General features: G+C 64.2%; 13 protein-coding genes and 1 pseudogene. 11 read left to right on the top strand and 3 right to left on the bottom strand.

Annotated elements, in window-relative coordinates; genetic code table 11:
• Nucleotides 1-9 precede the first annotated feature (9 nt).
• The 11 genes and pseudogenes from D3872_RS16075 to D3872_RS16125 all read left to right on the top strand — a co-directional run bounded on the left by D3872_RS16075 (nucleotide 10) and on the right by D3872_RS16125 (nucleotide 9,203).
• The gene (locus tag D3872_RS16075) at nucleotides 10-1,035 is read left to right on the top strand and encodes a FecCD family ABC transporter permease (RefSeq protein WP_119811756.1); all 1,026 of its coding nucleotides are present in this window, start codon (nucleotides 10-12) and stop codon (nucleotides 1,033-1,035) included.
• Complete coding sequence (locus D3872_RS16080; protein WP_119811757.1) at nucleotides 1,032-1,805, top strand: ABC transporter ATP-binding protein; 774 nt, start codon at nucleotides 1,032-1,034, stop codon at nucleotides 1,803-1,805. Before D3872_RS16075 ends, D3872_RS16080 begins: the two co-directional genes overlap by 4 nt.
• Nucleotides 1,802-2,404, top strand: coding sequence for a cob(I)yrinic acid a,c-diamide adenosyltransferase (gene cobO / locus D3872_RS16085; protein WP_119811758.1), 603 nt, complete (start codon nucleotides 1,802-1,804; stop codon nucleotides 2,402-2,404). The genes D3872_RS16080 and cobO overlap by 4 nt, the downstream gene beginning before the upstream one ends.
• Nucleotides 2,398-3,708 carry a cobyrinic acid a,c-diamide synthase CobB gene (locus tag D3872_RS16090; RefSeq protein WP_119811759.1) on the top strand — a complete coding sequence of 437 codons (1,311 nt, stop codon included), beginning with the start codon at nucleotides 2,398-2,400 and terminating at the stop codon, nucleotides 3,706-3,708. Before cobO ends, D3872_RS16090 begins: the two co-directional genes overlap by 7 nt.
• A complete protein-coding gene (gene cobU, locus D3872_RS16095; protein WP_119811760.1) occupies nucleotides 3,705-4,262 on the top strand; it encodes a bifunctional adenosylcobinamide kinase/adenosylcobinamide-phosphate guanylyltransferase in 558 nt (185 codons plus the stop codon). Before D3872_RS16090 ends, cobU begins: the two co-directional genes overlap by 4 nt.
• Nucleotides 4,256-5,200, top strand: a complete 945-nt coding sequence (gene cbiB, locus D3872_RS16100; RefSeq protein WP_119811761.1) for an adenosylcobinamide-phosphate synthase CbiB — start codon at nucleotides 4,256-4,258, stop codon at nucleotides 5,198-5,200. Before cobU ends, cbiB begins: the two co-directional genes overlap by 7 nt.
• Complete coding sequence (gene cobD / locus D3872_RS16105) at nucleotides 5,193-6,185, top strand: threonine-phosphate decarboxylase CobD (RefSeq protein WP_119811762.1); 993 nt, start codon at nucleotides 5,193-5,195, stop codon at nucleotides 6,183-6,185. The genes cbiB and cobD overlap by 8 nt, the downstream gene beginning before the upstream one ends.
• Nucleotides 6,182-7,063 carry a cobalamin-binding protein gene (locus D3872_RS16110; protein ID WP_119811763.1) on the top strand — a complete coding sequence of 294 codons (882 nt, stop codon included), beginning with the start codon at nucleotides 6,182-6,184 and terminating at the stop codon, nucleotides 7,061-7,063. Before cobD ends, D3872_RS16110 begins: the two co-directional genes overlap by 4 nt.
• Entirely contained in the window at nucleotides 7,060-8,523 is a 1,464-nt protein-coding gene (locus D3872_RS16115; protein WP_119811764.1) for a cobyric acid synthase, read from the top strand. The genes D3872_RS16110 and D3872_RS16115 overlap by 4 nt, the downstream gene beginning before the upstream one ends.
• A gap of 6 nt (nucleotides 8,524-8,529) precedes the next feature.
• Nucleotides 8,530-8,661 (top strand): annotated as a pseudogene (locus D3872_RS16120) (30S ribosomal protein S10); the annotation flags it as partial.
• A gap of 116 nt (nucleotides 8,662-8,777) precedes the next feature.
• Nucleotides 8,778-9,203: a DUF2784 domain-containing protein gene (locus D3872_RS16125; protein ID WP_119811766.1), complete on the top strand. Its 426-nt coding sequence runs from the start codon at nucleotides 8,778-8,780 to the stop codon at nucleotides 9,201-9,203.
• Between the two features lie 239 nt (nucleotides 9,204-9,442).
• Here D3872_RS16125 and D3872_RS26585 read toward each other — a convergent pair whose 3' ends face one another.
• From D3872_RS26585 to D3872_RS16140, 3 genes are all read right to left on the bottom strand, one after another.
• Nucleotides 9,443-9,709 carry a hypothetical protein gene (locus D3872_RS26585; RefSeq protein ID WP_119811829.1) on the bottom strand — a complete coding sequence of 89 codons (267 nt, stop codon included), beginning with the start codon at nucleotides 9,707-9,709 and terminating at the stop codon, nucleotides 9,443-9,445.
• 167 nt (nucleotides 9,710-9,876) lie between these two features.
• Nucleotides 9,877-12,090, bottom strand: coding sequence for a beta-glucosidase (locus D3872_RS16135; RefSeq protein WP_220476949.1), 2,214 nt, complete (start codon nucleotides 12,088-12,090; stop codon nucleotides 9,877-9,879).
• A 137-nt stretch (nucleotides 12,091-12,227) separates the two neighbouring features.
• On the bottom strand, nucleotides 12,228-14,357 hold the full coding sequence (locus tag D3872_RS16140) for a TonB-dependent receptor (protein ID WP_119811767.1): 2,130 nt from the start codon (nucleotides 14,355-14,357) through the stop codon (nucleotides 12,228-12,230).
• Nucleotides 14,358-14,479: the final 122 nt, after the last annotated feature.

The following is a 14,479-nucleotide window of genomic DNA, read 5'->3' on the forward strand; positions in this document are numbered from 1 at the left end:
AGCAGTCAAGTGCATCTGTCTTTCCGCAACATGCGCCACCGCGCCAGCGTCGTCATCACGGCGTTGTCGATGCTGGCCATCGCCAGCCTTGTACTGTCCGGCATGACCGGTTCCGTTCCGGTTCCGCTCGCCGAAATACCGGGTGCGCTGACGGAGCTTGCGAGCGGAACTGCCGGATCGCTGCCGGCGACCTTGCTCGACCTGCGCCTGTCGCGCGCCTTGGTGGCGTTCGTCACCGGGGCCGCGCTCGCGCTGGCGGGTGTCATGATGCAGGCCTTGCTGCGCAATCCCCTGGCCGACCCGTATGTCCTCGGCATCTCCGCCGGGGCGTCGGTCGGCGCGCTGGCGGCGCTGCTGTTCATGTGCGCGATGTGGGTGGTAGACGCATCCGCGTTCCTGGGCGCGGTCGCGGTCTCGATGATGCTGTTCCTGTTTGCGCAGCGCGACCTGCGCGGCGGAACAGCGGCCGAGGGCGGTGCTTCGCTGCTGCTCCTGACCGGGGTCATCCTGTCGTCGGCTTGCATGGCGATCGTGACCCTGATGCTGTCGATCGCTCCCGAAAGCCGGCTGCGCAGCATGATCTTCTGGATGATCGGCGACCTTGCCGGCGCGCCGCTGCGCGCCATTCCCTGGATCGTGCTGGCTGGCGCTCTCCTGTTCGCCCTGCGCAGCGCCCGTTCGCTCAACGTGCTGGCGCTGCACGCCGAAGCCGCCGCAACCCTGGGTATCCGGGTCGGAGCCCTGCGCAAGGGGCTGTTCTTTTGCTCGGCGCTGCTCACGGCAAGCGCAGTCACAAGCGCCGGCAGCATTGGGTTCGTCGGCCTGATCGTGCCGCATGCCTGCCGCTTTGCCTGCGGCCCCGATCATCGTGTGCTGATCCCGGTGGCGACGCTCGCGGGCGGCGCCTTCCTGGTGCTGGCCGATACGCTTGCGCGTACCGTGCTCGCGCCGCAGCAGCTCCCTGTCGGCGTCGTTACCGCACTGATCGGCGCTCCCGTCTTCCTGTATCAACTTCACAGGCTGCATCGACAATGATCGAGACGCAAAAACTGACACTCAGGGCCGGAACCCGCACGCTGGTCGACAAGCTGGACTGGCATGTCCGCGCCGGCGAATGCTGGTGCATCATCGGCCGCAACGGCGCCGGCAAGAGCACGCTGATGCGCACGCTGGCCGGCCTGCGCGGCCCGGATGACGGCGTGGTCTCGATGCAGGGCCGCCCGCTGTCGCAATGGCCGCTGCCAGAACTGGCTCGCAGGCGCGCCTTCCTGCCTCAATCGCGCAGCGACGCGTTTGCCTACCGCGCCATAGAAACGGTGCTGGCGGCGCGCCATCCCTACCACGCCAACCGCTACTGGGAAGGCAGCGACGACCACGTCATCGCACGCGCCGCGCTGGAATCGATGGAAGTGCTCGACCTGGCCGATCGCGACGTACGCACCTTGTCCGGCGGCGAGCGCCAGCGGGTGGCGATCGCCGCCATGCTGGCGCAGGATACGCCGCTGCTGCTGCTCGACGAACCGGCCAACGCGCTCGACCTTGCACACCAGTCGAGCGTCATGCGCCTGCTCGCCCGCCTGTGCCGCGAACAGGGCAAGACGGCGGTCATGATCGGACACGACCTGGGCCATGCGCACCAGGCGTCGACCCACGCACTGCTGCTGATGGGCGATGGAGAATGGCAGGCCGGCACCGTCGCCGACATGATGCAGGCTTCCGTCCTGAGCCGCTGCCTTGGCCACCCGATCGAAGTCGTCAGCCATGGAACACGCCGTATTTTCATCCCCACAGAGGAATTCGCATGAACGATATCAACCAGCGTCACCGCGTCCGCATGGAACGCAAGAAGGCCGTCATCGACCAGAAGATCGCGGCGGCGCAGAAGGACATCGGCATCATCATCGTCAATACCGGAAACGGCAAGGGCAAGAGCTCCAGCGGTTTTGGCATGGTGGTCCGGGCGATGGGGCACGGAATGAAAGTCGCCGTCATCCAGTTCATCAAAGGCGCGATGTCGACGGGCGAAGAGAAATTCCTGCGCCGTTTCCCGGACGAGGTGAGCTTCCACGCCATGGGAGAAGGTTATACGTGGGAGACCCAGGACCGCGAACGCGACATTTCAAAAGCGCAGCAGGCATGGGCGCTGGCCAAGACCTACCTGTCCGATCCGTCGATCGGATTGGTGCTGTTCGACGAGCTCAATATCGCCCTCAAGTATCGTTATCTCGACCTCGACACCGTGATCGCCGACCTGCTCGACCGCCCCGACATGCAGCACGTCGTCATCACAGGGCGCGGCGCACCGGATGAACTGATCGCGATCGCCGATACGGTAACCGAGATGGCCGTCGTCAAGCATGCCTTCAAGGCAGGTATCGCGGCCCAGGCGGGAACGGAATGGTAACGGCGGCCCACGCCGACGTGCGTGTACTGCTGGTCTCCGCGGTCGCATCGGGCCAGGGGAAGACCACCGTGACCGCTGCACTGGCGCGCTCACTGGCCAGGCGCGGCCTGCGCGTCAGGGTGTTCAAGTGCGGTCCGGATTTCATCGATCCCATGCTGCTCGAACGGGCCAGCGGCGCAGCGGTCGGTTCACTCGACCTGTGGATGGTCGGCATCGACCAATGCCGCAGCCAGCTGGCGCAAGCGGCCACAGAGGCGGATGTGATCCTGATCGAAGGCGTGATGGGCTTGTACGACGGCACGCCATCGTCGGCCGACCTGGCGCGCGCCTTTGGCGTACCGGTCATGGCGGTCATCGACGCATCGGCGATGGCACAGACTGCGGGTGCGCTGGTACATGGCCTGCGCGACTATGGGCCGGTCGAGATGGCGGGCGTGATCGCCAACCGCGTCGCCAGTACTGGCCATGCCGCGATGGTTGCGGCGTCGATGCGCGGCATTCCGCTTTTTGCGACCCTGTCACGCCTGCCAAAGGCGCTGCCGGAACGCCACCTCGGGCTAGTGCTGCCGTCTGAACTGGAAGATATCGATGCCCTGCTTGATGACGCGGCTGCGCAGCTTTCAATCGACCAGGCGGCGTGGGATGCCTTGCGCCCCACACGCATCGACCTCTTGGCCTTGCCCGAGCCAGTCCCGCCGCTGCTGGCCGGCGTGACCATCGCCATCGCGCGCGACGCCGCTTTTGCCTTCCTGTATCCGGCAAACCTGCATACCCTGCGCGAGCTGGGCGCAACGCTCACGTACTTCTCCCCGCTGGCGGACGAGCCGGTGCCGGCCGAAGCCGATGCCGTGTACCTGCCGGGCGGATACCCGGAGCTGCACGCGCAGGCCTTGTCCGAGGCGACCGGCTGGAAGGCTTCGATGCTTGCCGTGCATGCCCAGGGCGTCCCTGTCGTTGCCGAATGTGGCGGCATGATGGCGCTGGCCGAAACGCTTGTGGACCAGGCAGGAAGCACCTGGCCGATGGCGGGCCTGCTGCCGGGACGAGCCGCCATGCAGGCTCGCCTCGCGGGCCTCGGTTCGCAAGGCATGAATACGCCGCACGGTGTCCTGCGCGGCCACGCCTTCCACTATTCGCAGCTCGACACCGCGCTGGCGCCGCGCACCCACACCGTCAAGCACCCGAGCGGTGCCGCCGGTGAAGCCGTGTACCGTGTGGGTTCGCTGACCGCGTCCTACTTCCACGCCTACTTCCCGTCCTGTCCCGCTGCAGTGGCGGCGATGTTCTCGCGGAGCCCGGCATGACGGCCACGCTGATTCTGGGCGGCGCACGCTCTGGCAAGAGCGCCCATGCCGAAAGGCTGGCCGTGCAATCCGGGCGCGAAATCGTGTACATCGCAACCGCGCGCGCCGGGGATGGCGAAATGGCGGCGCGCATAGCGCACCATCGCGACGCCAGGCCCGCCCACTGGACCACCGTCGAGGAACCCTTGCGGCTTGGCGACGCGATAGTGCGCCATTCCGGTGCGACGCGCCTGGTCCTGGTCGACTGCCTGACACTGTGGCTGTCAAACCTGATGTTCTCCGATGGCCGCGACTATCCGGATGTCGGAACGATTGCGCTGCCGCCGCTGTTCCACGAGCAGCGCGCTGAACTGCTGGCCGCCTTGCAGCACGCCGGCGGCGATGTCGTGCTGGTGTCGAATGAGGTCGGGATGGGAATCGTGCCATACGGCGCAGTGTCGCGCAGCTTTGCCGACGAAGCGGGACGCCTCAACCAGGCGGTTGCCGCATTGTGCGATCGGGTAGTATTCATCGCTGCCGGCTTGCCACTCGCGCTGAAAGGGACGCCATGCTGACGGGCCTGACGATGCCTGAGCTGGCATTCCTTATTGTGTGCGGCGTGCTGCTGGACTATCTGCTCGGCGAGACACGCCGCTGGCACCCGCTGGTTGGCTTCGGCAACCTGGCCACGCTGATAGAGCGCAGATTCAACAAGGGTGGCGCGCGATTCCTGCGCGGCGCAGCCGCATGGACGATGGCCGTGGCGCCGCTGACCGCGCTCGGCTCCTGGCTGACCGGCTCCGCGGGCCTGATCGCGCATGCCGTGCTGCTTTATCTTTGTCTTGGATTGCGCAGCCTGCGTGACCACAACCTGCCGATCGCGCACGCGCTGCAGCGCGGCGAACTAGCGCAGGCACGCCTGCTGACCGCGCGTATCGTCAGCCGGGATACCGCCGGCGCGGACGAAGGCGATTTGGCGAAGGCGAGCGCAGAATCGCTGCTGGAAAATGGTAACGATGCGGTGTTCGGCACATTGTTCTGGTTCCTTGTGGCGGGCGGCCCTGGTGCACTGCTATTCAGGCTGGCGAACACGCTCGACGCGATGTGGGGCTATCGCAACAGCCGATTCCTGTCGTTTGGCTGCACTGCCGCCCGCATCGACGACGCACTCAATTACGTCCCGGCGCGGCTGACTGCACTTTCATACGTGCTGTTGGCGGACAACCGGAAGCGCGCATGGAACTGCTGGCGCCTTCAAACGCCGCATTGGCCCAGCCCGAATGCCGGACCTGTGATGGCCAGCGGCGCCGGTGCGCTTGGCCTCGCGCTCGGCGGCAGCGCGACCTACGACGGCGTTTCCGAACAGCGGCCGCCGCTGGGCAGGGGCCGCCCCGCCCAGGCCGGCGACATCCACCGTGCGTGGAAGCTGGTTAAGGCGACTACCGTGCTGTGGCTCGCCCTTGCCTGCGCCGCCGGCGCCGGCGTGTATGCATGGGGAGCGCCGCATGCTTGAACATGGCGGAAACCTGCGCGAAGCCGCAGTGCGTTTCGGCCGCGATTACGCCGACTGGATCGACCTGTCGACCGGACTCAATCCGCAAGGATATCCGGCGCCGGCGCTCGCTCCTGATGCATGGCACCGATTGCCCGAAACCGATCCCGCACTGGCGCAAGCCGCGGCCAGGTATTACCGCGCGCCGTCCATGCTGGCCGTAGCGGGCACCCAGGCTGCCATCCAGGCGCTGCCGCAATTGCGATCGCCATCGCGGGTGGTGGTCGCGGCGCCATCGTACGCCGAGCACGCGCACCACTGGGCCATGCACGGCCACCGGATGCGCGAGGTGGCGTATGCCGGCATCGAGGCCGCGCTCCCCGAATGCGAAGTCATGGTGCTCTGCAATCCCAACAACCCGACCGGGGCGATTGTGGCGCCAGGACGCCTGCTCGACTGGTCCTTGCAGCTGGCCGCGCGCGGCGGATGGCTGGTGGTCGACGAAGCGTTCGCCGACACCACGCCCGAGACCAGCGTTGCGCCATGGTGCAATCGTCCTGGCCTGATCGTGCTGCGCTCGCTCGGAAAATTCTTCGGACTGGCGGGCGCGCGGGTCGGCTTCGTCGGCGCACAACCCGGCCTGCTCGCCATGCTGGCCGATGCGCTCGGCCCCTGGACAGTGAGCGGGCCGGCGCAGGAGATATCGCATGCCGCACTGATCGACGAGGACTGGCAGGAGCGCAGCCGCGCGCGCCTGGATGCCGATGGCGCGCGACTGCGCCTGCTGCTCGCATCGAATGGCATCGCATCGAACGGCAGCGCACTGTATCAATGGTGGCCGGAAGCGCGGCCAACGGAATTCTGGCAGCACATGGCCGAGCGTGGGATCTGGGTGCGCCTCTTCGCCAGTGCCGCGCGGGGAATCAGGATCGGCCTCCCGCCGGACGAGAGCGCGTGGCAGCGGCTGGACGCCGCCTTGAAAGAATGGAACCAGGAGCAACCATGAAGAACTTCATCCTCGCTGTCGCGAGCTCAATCGCGGTCAATGCCAGCGCTGCCATTACCGTCAACGATGACGGCGGCAACCCGGTGACGCTGCAAAAACCAGCGTTGCGCGTGATCGCGATGGCGCCGCACGTGACTGAACTACTGTTTGCGGCCGGTGGCGGCGACCGCGTCATCGCCGCCGTCGATTACAGCGATTATCCGGAAGCCGCGAAACGCCTTCCCCGCGTCGGCAGCAACCGCCAGATCGACATGGAAAGGGTCGCCGCGTTAAAGCCGGACCTGATCGTCGTCTGGCTGCACGGCAGCTCGGAGCGCCAGATCGAACAGATCCGGGCGCTGGGCATTCCGATGTTCCACAGTGAGCCGAGGAAGCTGGACGATATTGCGAGCAGCCTTACCCGACTGGGCAAATTGATGGGGACGGAAGCGGTGGCCGACGCCGCCGCTGTCGACGTGCGCAAGAAGTTGGCGACGCTGTCAAGCCAGTATGGCGGCCGTTCGCCGGTGCGCATGTTCTACCAGGTGTGGGACAAGCCGCTCTACACGCTTAACGGAGGCCATATCGTCAGCGATGCGGTTCGCCTGTGCGGCGGCGAGAACATCTTCGCAAGCATGAGGGTCACGGCGCCAGTTGTGAGCGTCGAAGCGGTATTGCAGGAAGATCCGGAAGCGATTTTCAGCAGCGCTGAGCGCGGTCCGGGCGACGGCGGCGTCGCTATCTGGAAGTCCTTCGCCAGCATGACCGCGGTGCGCCGCGCAAACTTGTTCCGGATCGATGGCAATCTGCTCAACCGCTCGGGCCCGCGCATGGTCGCCGGCACCGCTGCATTGTGCGAAAAACTCGAGCTGGCACGCCAGCGCAGGAAGGCGCCATGAGCTTCCCATGGCATACGCTGATGGTTCAGGGCACCACGTCCGATGCCGGCAAGAGCACCGTGGTCGCCGCCCTGTGCCGCCTCCTGAAAGACAAGGGGGTACGGGTGGCGCCCTTCAAGCCGCAGAACATGGCCTTGAACAGCGCGGTGACGGCCGACGGCGGCGAGATCGGCCGCGCCCAGGCACTGCAGGCGATTGCGGCAGGGCTGGCGCCGCACACGGACATGAATCCGGTGCTGCTCAAGCCGTCCAGCGACATCGGCGCGCAGGTTGTCATCCACGGCAAGGTGCGCGCCGAAATGGACGCGCGGGACTACCACCACTACAAGACAATCGCGATGGGGGCCGTGCTCGAGTCGTATGGCCGCCTGCGCCAGCAGTACGACGCGATCATCGTCGAGGGCGCGGGCAGTCCGGCCGAGATCAACCTGCGCGATCGCGACATTGCGAACATGGGCTTTGCCGAAGCCGTCGACTGTCCAGTCATCCTGGTGGCGGACATCGACCGGGGCGGCGTGTTCGCCCATATCGTCGGCACCTTGTCCTGCCTGTCGCAGAGCGAGCGCGATCGCATCGTCGGTTTTGTCATCAACCGGTTTCGCGGCGATATCTCGCTGCTCGAACCGGGACTGGAATGGCTGGAACAGCAAACCGGAAAGCCCGTGCTGGCCGTGCTTCCGTACTTGCAGGGCTTGTTCCTTGACGCCGAGGACGCGGTGCAAGCGGTGCAGGCCTCGAGCGGCGCATTCAAGATCGTGGTGCCGTCGGTGCCCCGCATGAGCAACCACACCGACTTCGACGCGCTGCGCGTGCATCCGGACGTGGACCTGAAGTTCGTGCGCCAGGGCGAAGCGAAGCCGCCGTGCGACCTGCTGATTCTCCCCGGCAGCAAGAACACGCGCGGCGACCTCGCATGGCTGCTGGCGCAGGGATGGGGCGAATACATCGCACGGCATGTGCGCTACGGCGGCAAGGTGATCGGGATCTGCGGCGGGTTCCAGATGCTCGGCGCAACGGTGGGCGATCCCCACGGCGTGGAAGGCGATGCAGGGCAATCCCGTGCACTTGGCCTGCTCGACATGCACACCGAGCTCACGCGCGACAAGCGCCTGGCACAGGTCACCGGGCATTGCGAATTTGCCGATGCCAGTGTTGCGGGTTACGAAATCCATATGGGAATCTCGACCGGCGCTGCAATGGAGCGCCCCGCATTCCGGATCGGCGGGCGCGGCGAAGGCGCGCGTTCGGGGGATGACCAGATCCTCGGCAGCTACCTGCATGGCATGTTCGACACCCCGCAGGCATGCGCGGCTCTGCTGCGCTGGGCCGGCCTGGAGAGTTGCACCGGCGTGAATACAGCGCAGCTACGCGAGAACAGCCTGGACCGAATCGCCGAAGCCGCGCTCCCGCTATACCAGGCACTATGCCGTTCACTTCATCGAACTGCATTTCCACGGTAGCGCTGAGAGGCCTCGCGCGACCAGTTCGAAATCCGTACGCACCAGCGCCTGATGGACATCGTCGACCCAGCGGACAAGACCGTTGACGCGCTGATTTCGATGAATGCTCACATCGCAGCCGTTTCGGTAGATTGTTGACCAGCACGTAGTATTCCTTGCCTTGGAGAAGTGGCTGTGAGCTTGGACAAGTCGCCGGTTTGCGGCGTGCCACCTTCCGAAGTACACTCACCTTGCAACGTCAGCAGGGAGACTCAATGAACTTTGACCCTTCGACATACCGGACGCTCGCGGACGCGGTCCTGGTTCTGCATCTCGGCGTAGTAGTGTTTATTGTCGGCGGCCTGGTAGTGATTCTCTCCGGCGCGCGCCTGAACTGGATGTGGGTGAGGGATATGCGGTTCCGCGTCCTTCACCTCGCAGCGATCGGATACGTGGTGGTAACGACGTGGTTCGGCATCGAATGCGGACTTACCACGCTTGAGCAATCGCTGCGTGTCAGGTCGGGACAGCTGTCATTCGAAGGCGATTTCATCGCCCATTGGATATCCCGGATCATGTTCTACGAAGCGCCACCTTGGGTGTTCGCCGCGGTATATACGGCATTTGGCCTACTGGTAGCGTGGAGTTGGCTCAGCGTACCCCCGCACCGGTTGCGAAGGCGAATACCTCATGCGAACTGATGATCCAGCCATTCGTCCCGGCCAGTGTTTGGCTCGTGCGGCGACGAAGCAGTTCCCGATCGCGCCTTTGATGCCGGCGAACCTACGGTGGGCGGGGTGGGGCGCCCTGAACCGCTGATTGGCCGACTCCGCGTGGAAGGTCCGCGCAACTACGGCGTCAAGCCAACAGCGAGCATGCGCTCGGCGTCAGAATTGTTCACACGCATTCGTAGCGGCGCTGCGCGGCACCATAGCCGTTGCTACCAGTTTGTTCTTACCCCGAGTAGAAATCGCGGCACGCGTTGCCGGCACTGGGTGCGAGTTGGATCCACCGCTGGATGGCGGAATTCCACGCCAATCGCCTGGGCCACCGTGCGTGCGTGATCCTGCATGCTTTCGGAGGCAGTAGCAGCCTGCTCGACCAGCGCAGCATTCTGCTGCGTCATCTGGTCCATTTGAGTGATCGCCTGATTGATCTGGCCGATCCCGTCGCTTCGCTCCTGGCTGGCAGCCGTAATTTCGCTCATGATGTCGGGCGACCTGCTTAACCGAGCGGACGACCAGTTGCATTGTCTGTTCCAGATGCAGGACATTGGGTGAATTATGAAGCCGCAGGGTGGCTCAATCCGAATGCTCCGATTGGAGGCGCGGACGTCGCAGCTACCGGCATCCGCCGGTAGCGCGTCTGATCACGTCACGGTTTTAGTAGCTGAGTGGTCACCTTGGCGCTGCCCGTAAGACCGGTGTCGGCCGCATCGGTGCTTACCGAGACAGCGTACTCGCCGGCCGCGATGCGCCAGCCATGCGCAACACTATCGAAGTTCGCCAGGAGGCGCGGGTCGGCCGCCAGGGAGATACGCTTCTGTTCGCCCGGAGCCAGCTCGACCTTGTCGAAACCGATCAGACGCGTCAGTGGCTTGCCAGCCGCCGAGCGCAGATAGACTTGGGGCACGTGGGCGCCAGTTCGTTCGCCGGTATTCTTTACCGTGAAGCTGACCATCAGGGTCTTGCCTCCCTTCACCTTCAGATCCGACATAGCGAAACTGGTGTACGACAGGCCGTGACCGAACGCGAACAGCGGCTTCGCACCGGTCCTGGCGAACCAGCGGTAACCCACATCCGATCCTTCCGGGAACTGGATCTCATAGCTGCTGTCCGGTGGCAGTCCGAAGCCCGGCAGTTGTGGGCGAGGTAGTTGGCTCTCAGAAACCGGGAAGGACACAGGCAGGCGGCCCGACGGGTTGACACGGCCGAAGAGCACGTCAGCGATCGCGGCCGCGCCATGCTGCCCCGGGTACCAGGACTCCAGCACCGCCGCTGTCTGCTCAAGCCAAGGCATGGCCACCGCGTTGCCAGTCTCGAGCACAACCACGGTACGCGGATTGGCCGCCGCCACCGCAGCGATCAGCGCATCCTGGCCTTGCGGCAAACTGATGTCCGGCGTGTCTTCATTCTCGCCATTCCATTGGGTGCCGAACACGATCGCCACGTCGGCGTTGCGCGCCAGCTCGGCTGCGGCGGCAGGATAACGCCCGTCATCAAAGACGACCTCGGTCTTGTCTGCCAATGTTCGGATCGCTTCCAGCGGACCGGGGCCGAACCATACCGCGCGGCGGAAGAACTGGTCCATTGGCCTATTGCCCCCCAGGTTGACGACGTACTGGGCTCCCGCAGGAGTCACCTGCGACGAGCCGCCGCCCGACAGCACCCCCATGCTGGCGTTGCCGCCGATGACGGCGATGCGCTTCAGCGTGGGGGATAGCGGCAGCAGCTTGTCCTGGTTGCGTAACAGGACGATGCCTTCGGCCGCAACGCGCTGAGCTACCGCACCATGCGCCGCCAGATCGATCGGCGCGGGGCCGGCCGGATGGTCGAACAAGCCATTGGCGAACATCGAGCGCAGCACGCGCGTGACCATGTCCGAGATGCGCTCTTTGGAAACCGCACCTGACGCGACCGCGTCACGTAAGGGGGCACCGAACCACACCTGCTTGTCCAGTTGTTCGCCAGACTGGTGGTCCAGCACCTTCGCGGCATCGACCGACTTAACAGCCCCCCAGTCCGACATCACCCAGCCCTTGTAGCCCCAGTCACCTTTCAGCACTTTACCCAGCAGGTATTCGCTGTGACAAGCCTGGGCGCCGTTGACGACATTATAGGCACACATGACCGAGCCCGGTTGGCCGCGTTCGATTGCCAGCTGGAAGGCCAAACCGTCGCTTTCGCGGAACGGCGCGTCCGCGATGACGGCGTTGTAGGTATTGCGGCTGATTTCGTAGTTGTTCAAGGCAAAGTGCTTGACGGTCGAGACCACGTGCGCGCTCTGGACGCCGGCGATTGAAGCGCCGGCCATGACGCCGGTGAGCCAGGGGTCTTCACTCAGATATTCGAAGTTGCGGCCGCCGCGCGGGTCGCGTGCCAGATTTGCACCGCCGGCCAGCAGCACATTAAAGCCCTTGGCGTGCGACTCCTGGCCGATGGCGGCACCAGCGGCGCGTGCCAGCGCCGGGTTCCACGTGGCCGCCAGCGCCTGGCCGGACGGCATTGCGGTGGCGTGGTCGCCCGGACGCAAGCCAAGCGGGTTCACGACGCCCAGGCTGGCATCGCTTTGCGCCAGCGCTGGGATACCCAAGCGCGCGATACCGGCAACGTAGCCGGCGGTGAACGGGGCGCCCTGCGGGCGCTGGAAAGGCCCCATGTCGAGCGACATCGGACTGTGCACCAGGCTAAAGCGCTCATCCATCGTGAGCTCGCGCTCGAGCAAGTGTGCGCGCTCGTCGGGCGAGAGCGTAGTGTTCATCCATGCCGGCTCGGCGGTGGCGGAATTCACGACGGCCAGTGCGCAGCAAGCCAGCACGGCGCGGTACAGCGCGCCAATGGAGTTCGGAATCGGGTGGGTTTTCTTCATTGTAAGTTCCATGTGTCGTTTGTTGTTGCGAAAATTGGAAGAGTCAGAGCATGAACGTGTTGAACGAATCTGCCGGCAGAGCCACTGCGAACACGCGGTCACGAATAGCAAACCGAATCGGCAGGTCTTGCCGCAAATTAGAAACCGACGTCCACACGAACGCCGGCGGTACGCGGCGCGCCAAGCCCTGCCCTGCGAACCGAGTAAGACGTTAATACGGTCTGGTCCTCGATGTTTCGGATATAGCCTTGCACATACCAGTTGCCCGTAGCCGAAAAATAGGTCAACGTCGCGTCGCTCTTATGGAATCCGCCCTGGCGGTACTGCGTTCTGGTGTCGAAGTCGCTAATGAAGTAGGCGCTCGTATAACGGGTGCCTACATGAGCGCTGAGTTCGGCGCCGCTTTCCATCGCCCAACGGTGGTCGTAGCCCAGTCCCAGCGTGGCGCGTGGCGATTTGTCGAGGCGGAGGCCAGACCAGTCGATGTTCTGGGCTGGCATATAATCCGCATAGTGTGCATCCAGGTAGGTGGCCGAAAAATTGATGCGACCATTGCTGGTCACGGCATACTTGCCTTCGAGCTCCAGGCCGGCAATCTTCGCCTTGGCGGCGTTGCGAGTCTGACTGGTCACACCGCCGTTGATAGGATCCTCTACGATCGACGTCAGCTGCAGATCGCGGTAGTTGTAGCCGAACAGAGCGGCGCTCGTCTGCAGCCGACCGTTGAGCATGCGTCCCTTGATACCCACCTCGATTGCCGTCAAATGTTCGGGAGCGTAGGTCAGGAAAGGGTTGGTGGCGCGCGTCCCGTCGTTGAAGCCGCCGGCCTTATAGCCGGTCGATGCAGTAACGTAGGCCATGATGTTCTTTGCCAAGGCATAGTCTACGCTGAGTTTACCGGTGGTCTGGGCATAGTTGACGGCCGCATCGTTGACCCCGCGCGCGATTACGGGATCGCCGATGATCGTGTAACCTTGCCGCGACTTCTCGTCCTTGGTACGGCGCAAACCCAGAGTCAAATGCAGGTCTCCGCTCAGATCAATAGTGAGGTCGCCGAACGCCGCCTTCGACGCCGACACGGTCGGATCCTGGATAAAGGCCAGGCGGCCCAGGCCGGGATAATTGACGAACTCGACATCGATGTGCGAGCTTTCACGGAACCAGTACAAACCGAGAATCGACTTGAGCGCGCCATGCTTTGACGCCAGCCGCAGCTCGTGCGAGTTTTGCGTATAGCCTGCCAGCGATGAGCCGAAGGGCGCCGGGTTGCTCAGGCCAAACCCAAGCGGCGTTATCTCGTCGCGGTCGAAGCTTCGATGCGCCCCCTGATAGGTCAAGGTTCCGACGTCGAGCGTCGCGTTCAGTTCAGCGCTGTATCCGTTGGCCTTGTTATCGATCCGCCCTTGGACGGTTGGCGTCGCGGTGCGCTGGGCGTCACCGCTCTGCGTTTGAAAAGTTTCCATGGGCACGTTACCTGGACCGGCGCCCCTGGTCTTGCTGGTATCGGCGCTCAGCAGCAAAGTGACATCGGGAGCAAACTTGAAAAGTGCATGTACGCGCCCGGAAAGTGAGTCTTGGTCATCATAGTTGCGCGCCAAGCCCTGCGTCGAGCGCAGATAGCCATCGTGCTTGCTGCTTGACACTGCAGCACGCAGTGCGAGCGTCTCGTTGACAGGGACGTTCAGCATCGCGTCAACGATGCGGGTGTCGTAGTTCCCCATCTGAAGCGCTACGTTGCCTTCGAATCGACTGCCGGGTTTGTTTGTGATCAGGTTGACGGCGCCAGCCGTGGCGTTGCGGCCATACAGCGTGCCTTGCGGGCCGCGCAACACCTCTATCCGCTCCAGGTCGTAGAACGCAATGCCGGCTGACTGTGGCCGGGCCAAGTTCACGCCATCGATATTGAAGGAGGCCGAGGGATCGCCTTTTTCCGTGTTGTCGGCGCTGCTGACGCCGCGAATTGCAATTTCCATCGCGCCACCGTTGTTTGCAATCTGTACGTTGGGTACGAGATCGGTCAGGCTGGCGGCATTCATCGCGCCTGCGTTTTTCAGGTCGTCCCCCGACACCACGCTGAGCGCCAACGGAGTCTTCGACGCCGGTTGCGCGACACGCTGCGCGGTGACAATAACCTCTTGGATGGCGCCTGCAGAGGCGTCGGATTGCTCCTGGCCAGCGGCCTGGGTGGGCGCCATTACCGCGCCGGCAAGGAAGATCGCCACGGCCGAGGCGATGGTGTGTCGTTTGAATCCGGTATGCTCCAACATAAAGTGTCCCTTCGCAAATATCGTTATATAAATGTGCCGCTATGGGCGTGTAAGCAAACGGATCGGCGTACCGCCGGTCCGCTGTAATCAAAGCCACGGATAGTGCCTGGAGGTGGACGCCA

This window comes from Massilia cavernae, from assembly GCF_003590855.1.
GTDB lineage: Bacteria > Pseudomonadota > Gammaproteobacteria > Burkholderiales > Burkholderiaceae_D > Telluria_A > Telluria_A cavernae.